15 protein-coding genes are annotated in these 16,937 nt (G+C 60.5%); 7 read left to right on the plus strand and 8 right to left on the minus strand.

Features of this window, described 5'->3' with window-relative positions; genetic code table 11:
- Positions 1 to 6: 6 nt before the first annotated feature.
- The 3 genes from glcF to EDE05_RS00575 are packed head-to-tail and all read right to left on the minus strand — an operon-like array spanning position 7 to position 3,952.
- Positions 7 to 1,311 (minus strand): glycolate oxidase subunit GlcF, encoded by a 1,305-nt coding sequence (glcF, locus tag EDE05_RS00565; protein ID WP_134099424.1) that lies wholly within the window; start codon positions 1,309 to 1,311, stop codon positions 7 to 9.
- Positions 1,311 to 2,516, minus strand: a complete 1,206-nt coding sequence (gene glcE / locus EDE05_RS00570) for a glycolate oxidase subunit GlcE (RefSeq protein WP_134099427.1) — start codon at positions 2,514 to 2,516, stop codon at positions 1,311 to 1,313. The genes glcF and glcE overlap by 1 nt, the downstream gene beginning before the upstream one ends.
- Complete coding sequence (locus EDE05_RS00575) at positions 2,513 to 3,952, minus strand: FAD-linked oxidase C-terminal domain-containing protein (protein WP_132408662.1); 1,440 nt, start codon at positions 3,950 to 3,952, stop codon at positions 2,513 to 2,515. Before EDE05_RS00575 ends, glcE begins: the two co-directional genes overlap by 4 nt.
- A 290-nt stretch (positions 3,953 to 4,242) precedes the next feature.
- Between EDE05_RS00575 and EDE05_RS00580 the strand changes: the two genes are divergently transcribed.
- From EDE05_RS00580 to EDE05_RS00600, 5 genes are all read left to right on the plus strand, one after another.
- A complete protein-coding gene (locus EDE05_RS00580; protein WP_112801384.1) occupies positions 4,243 to 4,749 on the plus strand; it encodes an NUDIX hydrolase in 507 nt (168 codons plus the stop codon).
- A 128-nt stretch (positions 4,750 to 4,877) separates the two neighbouring features.
- Complete coding sequence (locus EDE05_RS00585) at positions 4,878 to 6,383, plus strand: inorganic phosphate transporter (RefSeq protein ID WP_112801382.1); 1,506 nt, start codon at positions 4,878 to 4,880, stop codon at positions 6,381 to 6,383.
- A 12-nt stretch (positions 6,384 to 6,395) separates the two neighbouring features.
- Positions 6,396 to 7,133: a 16S rRNA (uracil(1498)-N(3))-methyltransferase gene (locus EDE05_RS00590; RefSeq protein WP_134099429.1), complete on the plus strand. Its 738-nt coding sequence runs from the start codon at positions 6,396 to 6,398 to the stop codon at positions 7,131 to 7,133.
- A gap of 136 nt (positions 7,134 to 7,269) precedes the next feature.
- Positions 7,270 to 8,643: a glutamate--cysteine ligase gene (locus EDE05_RS00595; RefSeq protein ID WP_112801378.1), complete on the plus strand. Its 1,374-nt coding sequence runs from the start codon at positions 7,270 to 7,272 to the stop codon at positions 8,641 to 8,643.
- An 86-nt stretch (positions 8,644 to 8,729) separates the two neighbouring features.
- Positions 8,730 to 9,626 (plus strand): DUF937 domain-containing protein, encoded by an 897-nt coding sequence (locus tag EDE05_RS00600; protein WP_132408656.1) that lies wholly within the window; start codon positions 8,730 to 8,732, stop codon positions 9,624 to 9,626.
- Positions 9,627 to 9,702: 76 nt separating this feature from the next.
- Here the strand turns inward: EDE05_RS00600 and EDE05_RS00605 are convergent, their stop codons facing one another.
- On the minus strand, positions 9,703 to 10,002 hold the full coding sequence (locus EDE05_RS00605; RefSeq protein ID WP_134099432.1) for a DUF1127 domain-containing protein: 300 nt from the start codon (positions 10,000 to 10,002) through the stop codon (positions 9,703 to 9,705).
- A 194-nt stretch (positions 10,003 to 10,196) separates the two neighbouring features.
- Between EDE05_RS00605 and EDE05_RS00610 the strand changes: the two genes are divergently transcribed.
- On the plus strand, positions 10,197 to 11,147 hold the full coding sequence (locus tag EDE05_RS00610) for a LysR substrate-binding domain-containing protein (protein WP_105374079.1): 951 nt from the start codon (positions 10,197 to 10,199) through the stop codon (positions 11,145 to 11,147).
- Between the two features lie 61 nt (positions 11,148 to 11,208).
- Here EDE05_RS00610 and katA read toward each other — a convergent pair whose 3' ends face one another.
- Positions 11,209 to 12,702, minus strand: a complete 1,494-nt coding sequence (gene katA / locus EDE05_RS00615) for a catalase KatA (protein ID WP_112801374.1) — start codon at positions 12,700 to 12,702, stop codon at positions 11,209 to 11,211.
- Positions 12,703 to 12,819: 117 nt separating this feature from the next.
- On the opposite strand from katA, the gene EDE05_RS00620 reads away from it, so the two are divergent.
- Positions 12,820 to 13,719, plus strand: coding sequence for a hydrogen peroxide-inducible genes activator (locus EDE05_RS00620; protein ID WP_112801372.1), 900 nt, complete (start codon positions 12,820 to 12,822; stop codon positions 13,717 to 13,719).
- Here EDE05_RS00620 and EDE05_RS00625 read toward each other — a convergent pair.
- The 3 genes from EDE05_RS00625 to guaB all read right to left on the minus strand — a co-directional run bounded on the left by EDE05_RS00625 (position 13,716) and on the right by guaB (position 16,773).
- Entirely contained in the window at positions 13,716 to 14,600 is an 885-nt protein-coding gene (locus tag EDE05_RS00625) for a dienelactone hydrolase family protein (RefSeq protein WP_134099435.1), read from the minus strand. The genes EDE05_RS00620 and EDE05_RS00625 overlap by 4 nt on opposite strands.
- A gap of 130 nt (positions 14,601 to 14,730) precedes the next feature.
- Positions 14,731 to 15,147 (minus strand): MAPEG family protein, encoded by a 417-nt coding sequence (locus EDE05_RS00630; protein ID WP_112801368.1) that lies wholly within the window; start codon positions 15,145 to 15,147, stop codon positions 14,731 to 14,733.
- Between the two features lie 120 nt (positions 15,148 to 15,267).
- Positions 15,268 to 16,773: an IMP dehydrogenase gene (gene guaB, locus EDE05_RS00635; RefSeq protein ID WP_105374145.1), complete on the minus strand. Its 1,506-nt coding sequence runs from the start codon at positions 16,771 to 16,773 to the stop codon at positions 15,268 to 15,270.
- Positions 16,774 to 16,937 lie beyond the last annotated feature (164 nt).

Below are 16,937 nucleotides of genomic sequence, written 5' to 3' on the forward strand. Positions count from 1 at the left end.
TGCCTCTTACCTGGCAGAAAGCTTTTGCGGCTCAGGACCGCCATAGGCCCAATCAAGCAACTCCACGGTGTGGAGGATGGGGATGGCGGTGCCCGTGGCGATCTGGGTGATGCAGCCGATATTCCCTGTCGCGATCACATCCGGCTTGGTCGCCTCGATATTCTTGACCTTGCGAGCCTTGAGTTGGCCGGAAATCTCCGGCTGCAGGATGTTGTAGGTCCCTGCGGAGCCACAGCAGAGATGCCCTTCAGCCGGATCGCGGACGGTGAAGCCGGCCACCTTCAACAGGTTCTTCGGCGTAAGCGTGATCTTCTGGCCGTGCTGCATCGAACAGGCCGAGTGATAGGCAACGTTGAGGCGTTTCGGCTCCAGCTTCGGCAGATCGAGAACCGATAGATATTCGGTGATATCCTTGGCGAGCGCGGAGACCTTTGCCGCCTTTTCCGCATAGGCCGGATCGAGGCGCAACATGTGCCCATAGTCCTTGATGGTGGTGCCGCAGCCCGATGCGGTGATGATGATGGCATCGAGGCCGCCGTTTTCGATCTCACGGATCCAGACATCGACATTGCGGCGGGCAAAATCCAGCGCCGGCTCCTCGCGGCCCATGTGATGCACCAGCGCGCCGCAACAGCCCTCGCCCTCAGGCACTACCACCTCAATGCCCAGCCGAGACAGGAGTCGCAACGCTGCTTCGTTGATGCCGGGATCCAGCACCGGCTGGGCGCAGCCGGACAGGATCGCCACCCGGCCCCGCCTTTCGGCTTGCGGCGCGCGCGTACCGGGCGTTGCCGCGTCTGAAGGCCTAGCGATGGATGCCGGGGCAAGATCCAGCATGGCCCCGAGCGGCTTCAACGCCGGGACCCGCTTCAGGATCGGCGCGAAGGGGCGACCGAGCTTTGCGAACAGGACGGCGGCGCGGAAGCGCGCCGGATAGGGTAGCACGGCCGCAAGCAGGCCGCGGATCAGCCGATCCATCAACGGGCGCCGATAGGTCTTCTCGATATGAATGCGGGCGTGGTCGACCAGATGCATATAGTCCACGCCAGAAGGACAGGTGGTTACGCAGGCCAGACAGGAAAGACAGCGGTCGATATGGGTGACGACTTCCTCGTCCGCGGGGCGACCATTCTCCAGCATGTCCTTGATGAGATAGATGCGGCCGCGCGGGCTGTCGAGCTCGTTGCCGAGCGTGACGTAGGTCGGACAGGTCGCGGTGCAGAAGCCGCAATGCACGCAGCGACGCAGGATCTTCTCCGATTCGGCCACATGCGGATCGGCAAGCTGTTCAGGTGTGAAGTTGGTCTGCATCAGAGGGCTCCCGCCATCTTGCCCGGGCTGAAGATGCCGGCGGGATCGAGTTTCTGCTTCACGCGCGCCGAGAGCGCCGCAACCGCGTCGGGTTGAGGTTCAAAGGCCGGCGTCACTGCTCGCACCTGTTCCGATGCCCGCATGAGCGTCGCATAGCCACCACCAAGCGCCTTGATGTAACGGCGCAGCAGCTCGGCCTCCGGATCGGCCTCCATGCGCATCCAGATCAGGCCGCCCTGCCAGTCATAGAAGGCATCGACGCCTGCTTCGAGGCGAAGAGCGGCGACCAGCTGATGGCCGATCGACGGCGCGACGGAAACGCGCCACAAGGGTTTCTGAGTGCCGTCGGCATAGGGATGGACGTCGCGGATCTCCCGCCAGAGAGTGACGCTCGTATCCTGGCCTAACCGGGAGACCGGGCCAAAGGCTTTCATGACGGCTGCAAGCTTTTCCGCCCGTACCGCCACCGAAGCGGCAAGCCCTTCGAGACGCAGCACGGTCGCTTCCCCTTCCGGGAGAGCGCCGCCGACAAAGCGGCCCTTGACCGTTTGAGGCAGATGCGCCGCGCCCGATACCTCAACCGGCAGCGCCAGCGCCGATGCCATGGCCCGGGCCGCCGCCGCGTCGTCCAATCCGGAGATGACGATCGTCTCAATCGATTGCGGCACCGGCAGCACCCGGAATGTCACCTCCGTCAAGAAGCCTAGTGTCCCGTGCGAGCCTGCCAGCAGCTTGACCAGATCCAGACCTGTCACGTTCTTCATGACCCGGCCGCCGGCGCGTATCACCTGCCCTTGGCCATTGACGAAGCGGATGCCGAGCAGGCTGTCGCGCGCAGCCCCTGCTACGAACCGCCGGGGACCGGAGACGTTCGCGGCAAAGACGCCGCCGATCGTTGGCTCGCCGGACGTGCCCATGATGCCGCGGTGATCCATTGGCTCGAAGGCCATCATCTGCCTGTTCGCGGCAAGTGCCGCTTCAATTTCGGCGACCGGCGTGCCGGCTCTTGCGGTCATCACCATTTCGGCGGGCTCGTAGTCGACGATACCGGAGAGCCCGCGGGAGCTCATTGCTTCCGCCCCCTCGACGGGATCGCCGAAACCCACGCGACTATTGCCGCCGCAGAGTGAGAGCCTCGTCCCTTGGGCGGCTGCGTTGCGGATCACGTAAGCTGCGTCCGTCTCGGTATGCGGTATCAACGTCATGCAGCTGGCCGTCCGTCGAGCGGGAAAACCTTGGAGGGATTGAGGATCCAACCCTCATCGAACGCCGAACGCACCGCCATCTGCTGGGCGAGATCGGCATCCGAATACTGATGCCGCATCAGGTCGCGCTTCTCAATTCCGACGCCGTGCTCACCGGTAAGGCAGCCGCCCGCATCGACGCAAAGCTTGAGAATCTCATTGCCCGCCGCTTCGGCCTTGGCCGCGTCTTCCGGATCGTTCGCGTTGAACAGGATCAGCGGATGCATGTTGCCGTCGCCCGCGTGGAAGACATTGGCAACCCGCAGGCCGAAGCTGTCGGTAATCTCGGAAGTCTTCTTCAGCACGTAGGAAAGCTTGCCGAGCGGCACCGTACCATCCATGCAAATATAGTCGGCAATCCGGCCGGTCGCCCCGAAGGCGGATTTACGGCCCTTCCAGATCAGCGCTGCCTCGGTCGCAGACTGGCTTTCGCGGACGGTTTTCACTCCGTGGCGGCGGGCGATCTCGACGACGCTTGCCAATGTCGCTTCCATTTCCGCCTCGGAACCTTCGACCTCGACGATCAGGAGAGCGCCGACATCGAGCGGATAACCCGCATGGGCAAAGGCCTCGCAGATTTCGATCGCCGGCTTGTCCATGAATTCGATCGCGACCGGAATGACGCCTGAGCCGATGATATCGGTCACGCACGCGCCGGCCTCTTCCGAGGTTTCAAAGCCGAAGAGCACCGGGCGCGCGCCTTCCGGCTTGGCGATTAGCCTGACCGTGGCCTCGGTGACAATCCCCAACTGGCCTTCCGAGCCGCAGACAAGGCCAAGCAGATCGTAACCCGCACTGTCCAGGTGCTTGCCACCGAGATCGACGACCGTGCCGTCGACCAGCACCATCTTGACGCCGAGCAGGTTGTTGGTCGTGACACCGTATTTCAGACAGTGTGCACCGCCGGAGTTCATGCCGATATTGCCGCCGATCGTGCAGGCGAGCTGCGAACTCGGGTCCGGTGCGTAGAAGAAGCCGTCGACGCCGACCGCCTCGGAGATATTGAGGTTCGTGACGCCGGCCTGAACCGTCGCCGTGCGGTTGGCATAGTCTACCTCCAGGATGCGCGACATCTTGGAAAGACCGAGCACGATCGCGTCTTCTTGCGGGATCGCGCCGCCGGAAAGCGAAGTGCCCGCGCCACGCGGCACGACAGGAACGCCGTAGCGATGACAATATTTCATGACCGCTGCCACCTGGGCCGTCGTTTTCGGCAGCACCACAGCCAGCGGCAGACGCCGATAGGAGATAAAGGCGTCCGTCTCGAAAGGGACAAGTTCGCGCGCTTCATGAATGACACATTCCGCCGGCAGAAGATCCGTCAGGTCGGCAATGATTGCCGTCCGCCGCGAAAGGACCGCAGGCCGGGGCGGCAAAAACTCTATCGCTTCGGACACCGCAACCTCCCTATATGCCAAAGCCGGCAGTTCCTCGTCATCCGTATTCCACGATCCCGTTACCGCTTCAACGTCCTTGTCGCATTTAGGCGATACCGATTCGCGATACCACAATTGTTGAACAGGTGTGCAAACTACGTATTGACCTGAAACCAAGCCGGGTCACAATTGTTATAGCTCCTGCGAGCTCGTCCAGCCTGATTCTCTAAAAAATGGTTGTGGATGGCTCGTTAAGCTTCACGCAATTCCCATATTAGTAAAATACGAATCACTCGGAGGTACGGCAGAAATTGGGCTTCATGGATCGGGTAAGCAGCAATCTTCGGTTGATGTTGCAGCGGCCACCGCGGCAGCAATACGCAGCGTTGTGTTATCGGTTCAAGAAGAAGCAGGGCCTGCTCGAAGTTCTGGTCGCCACCAGCCGCGACACCGGCCGGTGGGTCATTCCCAAAGGCTGGCCGATGACCGGCAAGAAGGCCCATCAGGTTGCTGAACGCGAGGCCTTCGAAGAAGTCGGCGTCAAAGGTCAGGTCGAGAAGGAGCCCTTGGGCTTTTACCACTACCGCAAGATGCTCGATAACGGCCTGAAGATCCCGGTTCGGGTGCAAGTGCATGCGCTGGAAGTCACCGACTGCCTAAAGAGCTTCCCTGAAAAGGGCTCCCGGACACTGGAATGGGTATCCTGCGAGGAAGCGGCCCTGCGGGTCAACGAACCGGAGTTGAAAATCCTGTTCCTCCAATTCGCGGAGAAAATGCAGCCGCACATTCCCCCACAACCGACCAAGGCTGCGAGCTGATCACTTTGCAATTCGACAACATTGCCATCGCAACTTTCTGCGACTAAGCGACAAGCCACGATTTTCGCCGCAGGACGGGAAATGGCCGGACGCCATCCTCCGCTTGCTTTTCATTCAGGGACGGAGACATGGGCCAAAAACGGCCGCGCCTGGCGAAGCCGACGCTGGACAAGGATTTGGAGAAATTCTCTTCCGTGGAGGAAGCCGCACGGCAGATGTCGCGCCGGTTTGCGGCGCCGGGAACGGCGGTTCTCTTCATTGTCCTGGTCGGCATCTTCGCAGCGTCCTATGTGACCGGACAGCCCGGCACCTTCCTCGTCATCGCCGCTTCCGGGCTCGCCGCCTATATGGCGATGAATATCGGCGCCAATGACGTAACCAACAATATCGGCGCGGCTGTCGGCGCGCGAGCCATGACGATGACTTTCGGCCTCGGGCTTGCCGCGGTTTTCGAGGTTGCGGGCGCGGTCATCGCCGGCAGAGGCGTCGCCAACACCATTGCCAACGGCATCATGCAGGGCGGCATGATGGTCAGCGCGGACATATTTGTCTGGGCGATGATGGCGGCACTGCTTGCCGCAGCCATCCTCATCAATGTCGCGACCTGGTCCGGCGCACCAATCTCCACCACCCATTCGATCGTCGGCGGGGTGATGGGTGCCGGAATAGCGGCCGCAGGCCTTTCCACCATCAAGTGGGGGACGATCGCCGGCATCACCGTAAGCTGGGTCTTTTCGCCGATCCTTGGTGCGGTCATCGCGGCAGCCTTCCTCGCCCTCATCAAAGAAACCATTATTTATCAGGCGGACAAGATCGCCTCGGCGAAGAAGTGGGTGCCGGTACTCATCGGCGTCATGACCGGGGCTTTCGCGGGCTTCCTCTCCCTGGTCGGGCTGGGGCAGCTCGTGGATGTGTCGGTGCCAGTCGCGACGTCGATCACGCTTGCGACCGGCTTCGTCGCCTGGCGGCTTCTTATCCCGATCATCGCAAGGCAGGCGGAAGGGCTTGAAAATCGCAACCAGTCGCTCCGCAAGCTGTTCCGCATTCCGCTCGTTTTCTCAGCTGCCCTGCTCTCGTTTGCGCACGGCGCCAATGACGTCTCGAACGCCATCGGACCGCTCGCGGCTATCGTTTCGGTGGCACAGCAAGGTGCTGCCGCGAATATCCATGTGCCGTTCTGGGAGCTGGTTATCGGGGGCCTCGGGATTTCGCTCGGGCTGCTGCTCTACGGCCCGAAACTCGTAAGGGTCGTGGGCGCCGAAATTACCAAGCTGAACCCGATGCGGGCCTATTGCGTGTCGCTCTCCACCGCGCTGACGGTAATTGTTGCTTCCTGGCTGGGCCTGCCCGTTTCTTCGACGCATATCGCGGTCGGAGCGGTGTTCGGAGTCGGCTTCTTCCGCGAATGGTACACCAGCCACTCAAAGCGCCGCTACGAATACATGCGCATTCGGGCCGGCAAGGAGCTCGACGTGGACGAGCCCTTCGAACGCAACGACGACGAGTTGAAACGACGCTATCTGGTACGCCGTTCGCATTTTCTCAGCATCATCGCCGCCTGGTTGATCACGCTGCCGGCCGCTGCCGCTCTTGCAGCACTGATCGCAACGGCTATGTTCGCCCTGTTCGTCTGACACGGGATATCCATGCGCGCCAATTTCCGGATGCAGAGACTGTTCATCGACGCGCCGCTTGCCCTCGGACAGCGGCATGAGGTGTCCGCAGAACAGTTCAACTACCTCGCCAATGTATTGCGGCTGACGGAAGGAGCGGAAATCCTGGCCTTCAATGGTCGAGACGGCGAATGGAGGGTGAAAGTCACCTTCCCCAGCCGCAAGAAGATCGCGCTTGAAGCGGCTGAACAGACCCGACCACAACCGGCGGCATCCGATCTCCATTACCTCTTCGCACCATTGAAGGTCGGGAGGCTCGATTACCTGGTCCAGAAGGCGGTGGAAATGGGCGCAGGGCTCCTGCAGCCGGTCATGACCCAGCATGTGCAGGGCAAGATCACCAGCCTGGAACGGCTTCAGGCGAACGTCATCGAGGCGGCCGAGCAGTGCGGCATATTGTCGGTGCCGGAGGTCGTGCCGCCGAAGAAGCTCGGCGACCTCTTGGATCGATGGCCCGAGGATCGCCGCATCATCTTCTGTGATGAAGGAGATGAGGGCCAAAATCCCTTGCCGGTGCTTTCGGCTGTCCAAGAGAAGAAACTGGCGCTTTTGATCGGTCCGGAGGGCGGGTTTTCCGAAGAAGAAAGGCGCAGCTTGCGCAAACGCCCCTTCGTCACGGCCATCCCGCTCGGCCCGCGGATTCTCAGGGCGGACACGGCAGCAGTCGCCGCCCTTGCGGTCATCCAGGCGACGATCGGCGACTGGCGGTAACGAGGATTGCACGGTTGACACACTGGCTGTGAAATTCTGAAGCTATCTTGAAAGAAATTCACTTGCACCGCACATCAATCCGGTTCAATCAGCCGGACATTCGTCCAGATCAGGCATTCCGCACAGGGTAGTTTCAATGGCGCGTGACACCATCGACCAGACACCGCTTTCTTCGGTGTCCGAGCTTTCCGCCTACCTGGCGAAAGGGCCGCGGCCGAAGGACCAATTCCGCATCGGAACCGAGCACGAGAAATTTGCCTTTTTCCGGGCGGACAACAGCCCGGTCCCGTATTTCGGCGATGCCAGCATCTCCGCGCTGCTCAAGGGCATGCAGGAAAAGCTCGGCTGGGAACCGATCATGGATGGCGAGAACATCATCGGGCTCGGCGAGCAGTCCGGCATGGGCGCTATTTCCATCGAGCCCGGCGGACAGTTCGAACTTTCCGGTGCGCCGCTGGAGACCATCCACGAGACCTGCAGGGAGTCCAACCGGCACTTGGCTGTCCTTAAGGAGATCGCGGAGCCGATGGGCATCCGCTTCCTCGGCATGGGCGGCAGCCCGAAATGGACATTTGCCGAAACTCCGCGTATGCCGAAATCGCGTTACGAGATCATGACGCGCTATATGCCGAAGGTCGGCGCGCAGGGTCTCGACATGATGTATCGCACCTGTACGATCCAGGTGAACCTCGACTTCTCCTCGGAAGAGGACATGGCGGCCAAGATGCGGGTCTCCATGAAGCTGCAGTCTATCGCAACCGCGCTTTTTGCCTCGTCGCCCTTTACCGAAGGCAAGCCGAACGGCCTGCTCTCCTGGCGCGGCGACATCTGGCGCGACACCGACAACCAGCGCTCCGGCGTGTTGCCCTTCGTGTTCAATTCGGATTTCGGATTCGAGGATTATGCGAAGTGGGCGCTCGACGTGCCGATGTATTTCGTCGTCCGTGACGGCAAATATCACGACTGCACCCATGTCACCTTCCGCCAATTCATGAACGGCGCGCTGAAGGGCGAGATCAAGGACTGGGAGCCAACGATCGGCGACTGGACAAATCATCTCTCCACCCTGTTTCCGGATGTCCGGCTGAAGCGTTTTCTCGAAATGCGAGGCGCCGACGGCGGACCGTGGCGGCGCATCTGTGCCCTGCCCGCGTTCTGGGTCGGATTGCTTTACGACGATACGGCGCTCGCCGACGCCGAAGCGCTGACCAAGGATTGGACGTTGGAGGATGTCGTCGCCATGCGGAATGCGGTGCCGGCGAAAGGCTTGAAGGCCGAGATCCGCGGCAAGGGCGTGCTGGATGTCGCCCGCGACGCGGTGGCGATTTCCAAGGCCGGCCTGAAAGCGCGAAACCGCCTGAATGGCGAAGGTCAGGACGAAAGCATTTTCCTGCAGCCGCTCGATGAGGTGCTCGCCAAGAAGACAACCATGGCGGAAGACATGCTCGCACTCTATCATGGCCGGTGGAACGGCTCCGTGGAACCGGTGTTCGAGGAATATCAGTATTAGGAAATCGAACCGGTTCTAAAAATCGGTTTCCGTCAATCACTTTCTGGATATAGTGTCGTCACACGCAAGCCGGAAAGGATTGGTCCATGGTGCCACTGTTCGATATGATGCTGAGAGCTCAGAACGGCGCAGGCATAGAGGCCATCGCCAAGCAGTTCAACCTGGCGCAGGAACAGGCGACCCAGGCCATGGCGGCTCTGATGCCGGCCTTTTCCTCCGGCCTCAAGCGCACCACCAGCAATCCCTACGACTTCAGCGCTCTCATGAGCAGCATGTTCTCCGGCGCCTATGCAAAATATTTCGAGGACATGACGAAGGCTTTTACGCCGCAAGGCCTGACGGACGGCAATGCAGTGCTCGAAAAGCTGTTCGGCTCCAAAGAAGTCTCTCGCGCCATTGCCCAGCAGGCGGAACAGTTCACCGGCATCGGCCAGGAAATATTCAAGAAAATGATGCCGGTTATGGCCGACACGCTGATGGGCGGGCTCTTCAAGCAGATGACCGGGCAGATCTCCGGCGCAAGCGACGCCTTTTCCGCCTCGCCAATGGGCCAGATGACGCAGCAATGGCTGGAAGGCATGGGGTTGCAGCCGAAGGCTGCGCCACAGCAGGCCGCAAATCCGTTCGACAACCCCTTCACGCAGGCGATGCGTTCGATGTGGGGACTGGACAAGGCGGAACAGCCGCAGCCGGCGAGCGGCAATCCGTTTACGGACAATCCGTTCGCCAAGGCCTTTCAGGATATGATGGCCGGCAACTTCAGCGGGCAAGCGGCACCTTCACCGGAAAAGCCCGGCGAAAAACCGGCGTCGGAAGCAAACCCGTATCGCGACGTTCTGAACAATATGTTCGACAGCGGTCTTGAGGTGCAGAAGAACTATCAGAAGAGCATGGAAGCGATCTTCGACAACTATCTGCGCAGCGCTTCAAGTGACAAAGGCGAGCCGGCTCCTGTTCCGCCCGAGACGAAACCTGCCAAATAAAAAAGCCCGGCGCGGATCGACCGGCCGGGCAAGAGGCAGGGCTATTGGCTATCACCCTGCGGGGAAAACGGTAAAGTCAGCGATTGGCCGGCCTTGCAAAGCGTGTACGAGCCCGCTCGCGAGCCGCGCGCGACAGAAGAAGCGACGGATCGTCCAGAACGCTGGAACGGTCCAGGGCCTTCACCAGATCATGTCGGGTAATCCCGATGTCATTGAGCTGCCTGTCGTCGAGATCATGGAGGCCGTTGGCTGCCAGACGATTGCGAAAAGCACGCCATACGGATTTCGTTCGCTGCACCAGACCGGTCGAGCGGCCTTTCGTGGCGCTCGTTCTATGAAGGAGGTCGAGTTCAGTTCCGCAGTCGGTCGTGCTCATCGGTTTATCCTTTCGCAGGCACGAGAAAGGCCGTCCCTTCCGTGGAGGTCCGCGGAAGGGCTGCCTGGTTGGGCGCCTCAGGGAGAAGGCGGCCCGTCGAACTTGATTTGCGATCTCGTTATGCTGAAAATCTATTGATCAGTCCAACGAATGTTCCTAATGATTAGCATCAAACCTTCTGATGGATCATCGCCATGTCTGCTCCACTCGACATCGACCAATTGCATACCTTCCTCGCAATCGTGGATACCGGCAGCTTCACCAAGGCTGCAGACCGGGTCTTCAAGACTCAGTCGGCGGTCTCCATGCAGATGCGCCGGCTCGAGGAAAGGATCGGCAAGCAGCTTTTTGCCAAGGATGGCCGTGGCAACCGGCTAACCGCCGAAGGCGAAAAGCTGTTGAATTATGCGCGGCGTATCATCCGGCTGAACAACGAGGCGATCGCAGCCTTCGACGACAACCGGCTTGAAGGAACGCTTCGCATCGGTACACCGGACGATTATGCGGACCGGTACATGCCGGAGATCATCGGCCGCTTTGCAAAGACCCATCCAAACGTCGAGCTCTATATCGTGTGCGAGAACTCCGCGAGCCTCGCGGAAAAGATGGCGCGTGGCGAACTCGACATTGCGCTTGTCACCCACAATCCCCGCCAGCGGATTTCCGACGTGGTGCGGACTGAGCCACTCTGCTGGGTCGGTTCGGCCAACCATCCATTGAAGGACGATGCGCCGGTACCGCTTGCAGTCGGCCGGCGCGACTGCCTGTGGCGGCAGCTTGCCTGCTCCGCGCTTGACGCCGATGGGCGGGAATATCAGGTTCTGTTCACAAGCTGGTCTTCGACCGTGGTCGCGGCTGCGGTGCTGGCGGGCATGGCGGTTTCGGTACTGCCGGAATCGGCGTTACGGACGGGAATGAAGGTGCTTACGGCATCCGACGGCTTCCCGCCGCTGCCACCGGTGCAGATCGGGCTCATGAAGCGCCCGGGCCTGTCGCCCTCGCTGATGAACGCCATCACCGATCACATCACCGCCTGCCTCGACAACATTTCGCCCACCGTCATTCCCGACGATCTGGATGGCGAGGTAAAAGCCTTTCAGCGCATTGGACGAAGCCGAGCCGCTCAAGTCATGCCCGGTTGGTAAAAATCATCGGGCTTGAAAGCCGGGGCAAGACCCCGGCTTATTATTTCAAAGCTTCACCGTATTACTCGGCAGCGGTCGGCGTCGCGCTGATCGTATCGACCTTGTAGCCATGCTGCTTTTCGAGCGCTGCGCGGACGCCTGCCTCGTAGTCCGGATGGATCAGCTTGAAGTGGGCGAGCTGGCGCTCGATGATCTCGCTTGGTACTCCGCCCATCGCAGCTCCGATATTGGAAAACAGGCGAGCCTTCTGATCCGCGTCGAACAGGTTAAAGAGCGCGCGCGGCTGCGAATAATCATCGTTGCCGTCACGATGATTATAGCGGCCCATGTCGCCTTCGATCTTCAGCGGCGGCTCCTTGGCCGACGGCTGCTCGATCGGCCCATTGACCGAATTCGGCTCGTAATAGGCATCCGGATTGCCGGACAGCAGACCGCCATAGGTATTCATCTGGCCATCGCGATGATAGTGATGGACCGGGCATTTCGGCTGGTTGACCGGAATATGCTCGTAGTGAGTGCCTAGGCGGTAGCGGTGAGCGTCCGCATAGGAGAAGACGCGCGCCTGAAGCACTTTGTCCGGCGAATGGCCGATGCCAGGTACGATATTCGACGGCGAGAAGGCGGCCTGCTCGATCTCGGCGAAATAGTTTTCGGGGTTGCGATTCAGCTCCATGACGCCGATGTCTACCGGCGGAAATTCCGCATGCGGCCAGACCTTGGTCAGATCGAACGGATTGTAAGACGTCGCCTCCGCCTGGGCTTCGGTCATGATCTGGACCTGGACCTTCCACTTCGGGAACTCGCCCTTTTCGATCGTCCCGAAGAGGGCTTCCTGATAACCCTCGCGGGTCTTGCCGATAACCGTCTCGCCTTCCTCGTTCGTAAAGTGCTTGTGGCCCTGCTGGGTCTTGAAGTGGAACTTGACCCAGAAGCGCTCACCCGCATCGTTCCAGAAGGAATAGGTGTGCGAGCCGTAGCCGTTCATATTCATCGGCGTCTGCGGCAGGCCGCGGTCGGACATCAGGATGGTGACCTGATGGAGGGCTTCTGGCGACAGCGACCAGAAATCCCACATGGCGGTCGCGGAGCGCAGGTTGGTCTTCGGATGACGCTTCTGCGTGTGGATGAAGTCGGGGAACTTGTAGGGGTCACGGATGAAGAAGACCGGCGTATTGTTGCCGACCAGATCCCAGTTGCCGTCCTGAGTGTAGAATTTCAATGCAAAGCCGCGAACATCGCGCTCGTGGTCGGCCGCTCCCATTTCACCGGCTACGGTCGAGAAGCGGGCGAGCATCGGAGTAACCGCGCCGGGCTGCAGACACTTCGCTTTGGTGTATCTGGAGATATCGCCGGTGATGGAGAGGGTACCGTAGGCGCCCCAACCCTTGGCGTGTACGACGCGTTCCGGGATGCGCTCGCGGTTCTGATGAGCCAGCTTTTCGATCAATTGGTAATCTTGCAGCATCAACCCGCCGCGCGGGCCGGCGGTCATCGAGTTCTGGTTGTCCGGCACCGGCGAACCGGCAGTCGTCGTCAAAATCGGACGATCGGTCATCGTTATCTCCCTACTGAAAACTATGGAACCTTTCGAAGATTCCCCGGTTGAACATCCCACCTGCCATTGATAATTTCCAATCGTATTTGATGCTCAATGCGATTGGAAAATCTTATCGTGCTTACCCTTCGACAGATGCGATACTTCGACGCGCTCGCCTCCACGCGCCATTTCGGAAAGGCTGCCGCCCAGGTGCATGTCAGCCAGCCCGCGCTGTCTGCACAGATTATCGAAATGGAAGAGCAACTTGGCTGCAAGCTCGTCGAACGCAACCGTTCCGGCGTTCTCCTGACCCGCAAGGGAATGGAGGCGCTGCGGCGCGTCCAGACAATCCTGGCGGAGGTGGAACGTCTGGAGGATGCGGTCCGTGAAGACGGCGGCATACTGCATGGTCTCGTGCGGATCGGCATCATCCCGACGGTCGCTCCCTATCTCGTCCCCCGGCTGGTGCCGCATCTGCGGCGGGATCATCCCGACATCGAAATCGAGTTGAGGGAAGCCGTTACCGACCGCTTGGTGACGGATCTTCTCGATGGACGGCTGGACACGGTCATCGCGGCCCTTCCGATCGAGGCGGACAATGTCGAGGTCCAACCGTTGTTTTCCGACCGCTTCTTCATGGCAATGGCAAACAATGACCGGGACGTGCTGATGTCGCCGCTGACGGAAAACCAGGTGGACGTCGACCGGCTCCTGCTCCTTGAAGAAGGACACTGCCTGCGCGATCAGGCGCTTGCCGTCTGCGGCACGGCGGGCAAACGGAGCCTCGTCAATTTCGGCGCGACATCCATGACAACGCTCTTGCAGATGGTGTCGCACGACATGGGCATGACGCTCATTCCCGAAATGGCGATACCCACCGAGACCGCACGCAACGATCTTAGAATCATACCGTTCGCCGATCCTGCGCCATCGCGCGAGATTGGCCTCATCTGGCGGAAATCGAGCGGCCGTGCCGAAGACATGGCCGCTCTTGCGCAAGCCATTACCGCCTGCGTCCCCGCAAACGCCGCTTAAGCCAGGTTCTTCTTGAAGAAAGCGACAGTTCGGCTCCAGGCGAGATCAGCGGCAGCCTTGTCATATCGGGCCGAGGACGTATCGTTGTTGAAGGCGTGGTTCGCACCCTCATACACAAAGATCTCGAAGGTCTTGCCGTTCTTTTCGAGAGCTTCCTTAAAGGCGGGAATGCCTGCGTTGATGCGCTCATCCAGCCCGCCATAGTGCAGCATCAGAGGTGCCTTGATCGCCGGAACGTCTTCCGGCTTCGGCTGCGAACCATAATAGGCAACACCGGCATTGAGATCCGGTGACTTCACCGCGAAATTGTTCACCGCGCCACCACCCCAGCAGAAGCCGACCGCACCAACCTTGCCATTCGCGCCGCTGATGCCGGCGAGATAGACCCTGCTCGCCTCGGCGTTCGCCGCAACCTCGCCGGGATTGAGCGACGAGAACATTTGACGGGCCTTTTCCTCGTCTTCAGGCGTGCCGCCACTCGGGGACAGAAAATCGGCCGCCAGGGCGTTGAAGCCTTCGAGCGCCATGCGGCGAGCTACGTCCCTGATGTGATTGTTGAGCCCACGATTTTCATGGATGACGATGACACCGCCCGGAGCCCCCGAAGCGCTTTTGGGCCGGACAAGATATCCCTTCATCGTGACGCCGTTTGCGCCTGGATAAGTCACGTCCTCCGCCGTTAGGCGGTCGTCATCGGCGGGAACGATTTCGGCTTTGGCGCCGTTGGCCGCAAGCATCGGTGCGATCGCCGCCGCCGCGGCACCCGACCCTGCAAGCTGCGTCAGCTTCTCCATGAAGCGGCGGCGGTCGAGGGTGAGGTGGGTATATTCGTCATAGGCATTGATCATCGCCTGCGTGATCTTCGGCGTTTCGTTGTCCATATCTCTCTCCTCCTGGCTTTTTGGCAGGGCGGAAATCTAACGCCGCAAGCGCTCCTTGAAGATGAAACAGTCCGTGAAAAGCGGGCCGACGACTACACTTGTTCGTGAGAATGACGACGGGCGGAGCCCTTTAGGCTAACGCCAGCCATATGGCGAGCCACGTCCACATCCCAACTAAAGACAGGAACCCGGTAATGAACAAGGGACGGCGATGCCGAAGACGATTGCTGGTGATGTGTATGTAGGAGTGGGCATACCGCGACAGAACGAAGATCCAGGCCAAGGCGACCGTCGCCCAGTTATCCGCGGTCGAGATATAGAGCGCGAAGGAGACAGTGTGGAACAGGACCGGGAGCTCGAACTGGTTCCTGAGATTGTTGTGGACCAGCAGGCTTGCAGGTGGTTCCTCGCGATTTTCCCGAAACTGTGCGGCTTGCGCGCTGCCGGAACGGACAGCAGCAAACCGTCTTTTTGACAGCAGCCAATAGAGAAGGAAGACAAGCGCCGCGTGCGCGATCATCGGCCAGAGCGTGGCGTTCGACAGCATATTCCCCCCAATCCGAAACGATCCAGCGAACTTGTAAGGCCCGTCCTGCAAGTGTCAACGGCGCCAGCAGCGGCGCCGTTGAAGTCATTCAGGTGAACAAAATGTCCTGGCTGTTGGCTATCAAGCCCCGGCACCCGGATAATTGGGGCTTTCTCGGGTAATGGTCACGTCGTGAGCATGGCTCTCGCGGAGGCCGGCACCGGAGATGCGTACGAAGGTGGCGCGCTCCTGGAATTCCTTGAGCGTCGCGCCGCCGACATAGCCCATGGCGGCCTTGAGGCCGCCGCCAAGCTGATGCAGCACACCCGAAACCGGCCCCTTGTACGGCACCTGGCCTTCGATGCCTTCCGGCACAAGCTTCAAGGTATCGCGCACCTCCGCCTGAAAATAGCGGTCGGCAGAACCACGAGCCATGGCGCCCACCGAGCCCATGCCGCGATAGGCCTTGAACGAGCGGCCTTGGTAGAGATAGACCTCACCCGGGCTTTCGTCGGTACCCGCAAGCAGGGAGCCGACCATCACCGCCGATGCACCGGCGGCAATTGCCTTGGCAAGATCACCGGAAAACTTGATGCCGCCGTCGGCAATGACCGGGATGTTTCGCGTACGGGCAGCATCAACCGCCGCCATGATCGCCGCGAGCTGCGGTACGCCGACACCGGCCACGATGCGGGTCGTGCAGATCGAGCCGGGACCGATGCCTACCTTGACTGCGTCCGCACCGGCATCGATCAGCGCGAGGGTACCGTCGGCAGTCGCGACATTGCCGGCCATGATGCGGACCGAATTGGAGAGCTTCTTAACCCGCGTGACCGCATCAAGAACGCGCTGCGAATGACCGTGCGCGGTGTCGACGACCAACAGGTCGATACCGGCATCGATGAGGCGTTCGGCGCGCTCGTATCCGTCGTCGCCGACGCTGATCGCGGCGGCGGCGCGAAGCCGACCCTGCGCGTCCTTGGACGCGTTCGGATTGAGCTGCGACTTTTCGATGTCCTTGACGGTGATGAGGCCGACGCAACGGCCATCGCCATCGATAACCACAAGCTTCTCGATGCGGTGTGTGTGAAGTAGACGCTTGGCTTCAGCCTGGTCGACGCTTTCCTTGACCGTGATGAGGTTTTCCCGCGTCATCAGCTCATAGATGCGCTGGCTCGGATCGGAGGCAAAACGAACATCGCGATTGGTCAGGATGCCGACAAGCCGGCCGGTCGTATGTCCACCGGAACCACCATTCTCGACAACGGGGATGCCGGAAATGCCGTGTGATTTCATAAGCGACAGCGCTTCCGCGAGCGTCGCATCCGGACCGATCGTCACGGGATTGACGACCATGCCGCTTTCGAATTTCTTGACCTGACGGACTTCCTCCGCCTGCTCGACGGGGGTCAAGTTGCGATGGATGACACCGATGCCGCCCGCCTGAGCCATTGCGATGGCCAGACGGCTTTCGGTCACCGTATCCATGGCTGACGACAGGATCGGCAGGTTGAGGTCGATATCCTGCGCGATGGTCGTCGAGATGTTGGTCTGGCCTGGCAGGACTTCGGAATGGCCGGGCTGCAGCAGCACGTCGTCAAAGGTAAGCGCATCAGCGCCGGTTGCCGTTTCAATGATGCGTGCCATGGCCAATTCCTCGATCAGAAAATGCAGATCATGCTCCGGAACGTGATCTCCGCCCGGGCGGTCTTGCAAGAGTTGCTTGGAAGTTGGCGAGGGCTGGTAACACGTTCATGACAGGAAGGGAATAGCAAAAACCCGACAAGCCATTATGCCGGGTTTTTCCAAAG

This window comes from Neorhizobium sp. R1-B, from assembly GCF_004368875.1.
GTDB lineage: Bacteria > Pseudomonadota > Alphaproteobacteria > Rhizobiales > Rhizobiaceae > Neorhizobium > Neorhizobium huautlense.

Bases quoted from the DNA above. Each gene is read 5' to 3' on its own strand.
- glcE (WP_134099427.1), bottom strand. From the start codon at position 2,516: ATGACGTTGATACCGCATACCGAGACGGACGCAGCTTACGTGATCCGC.
- guaB (WP_105374145.1), bottom strand. From the start codon at position 16,773: ATGGCACGCATCATTGAAACGGCAACCGGCGCTGATGCGCTTACCTTT.
- EDE05_RS00585 (WP_112801382.1), top strand. From the start codon at position 4,878: ATGGGCCAAAAACGGCCGCGCCTGGCGAAGCCGACGCTGGACAAGGAT.
- EDE05_RS00605 (WP_134099432.1), bottom strand. From the start codon at position 10,002: ATGAGCACGACCGACTGCGGAACTGAACTCGACCTCCTTCATAGAACG.
- EDE05_RS00590 (WP_134099429.1), top strand. From the start codon at position 6,396: ATGCGCGCCAATTTCCGGATGCAGAGACTGTTCATCGACGCGCCGCTT.
- EDE05_RS00610 (WP_105374079.1), top strand. From the start codon at position 10,197: ATGTCTGCTCCACTCGACATCGACCAATTGCATACCTTCCTCGCAATC.
- katA (WP_112801374.1), bottom strand. From the start codon at position 12,702: ATGACCGATCGTCCGATTTTGACGACGACTGCCGGTTCGCCGGTGCCG.
- EDE05_RS00595 (WP_112801378.1), top strand. From the start codon at position 7,270: ATGGCGCGTGACACCATCGACCAGACACCGCTTTCTTCGGTGTCCGAG.
- EDE05_RS00630 (WP_112801368.1), bottom strand. From the start codon at position 15,147: ATGCTGTCGAACGCCACGCTCTGGCCGATGATCGCGCACGCGGCGCTT.
- EDE05_RS00625 (WP_134099435.1), bottom strand. From the start codon at position 14,600: ATGGACAACGAAACGCCGAAGATCACGCAGGCGATGATCAATGCCTAT.
- glcF (WP_134099424.1), bottom strand. From the start codon at position 1,311: ATGCAGACCAACTTCACACCTGAACAGCTTGCCGATCCGCATGTGGCC.
- EDE05_RS00600 (WP_132408656.1), top strand. From the start codon at position 8,730: ATGGTGCCACTGTTCGATATGATGCTGAGAGCTCAGAACGGCGCAGGC.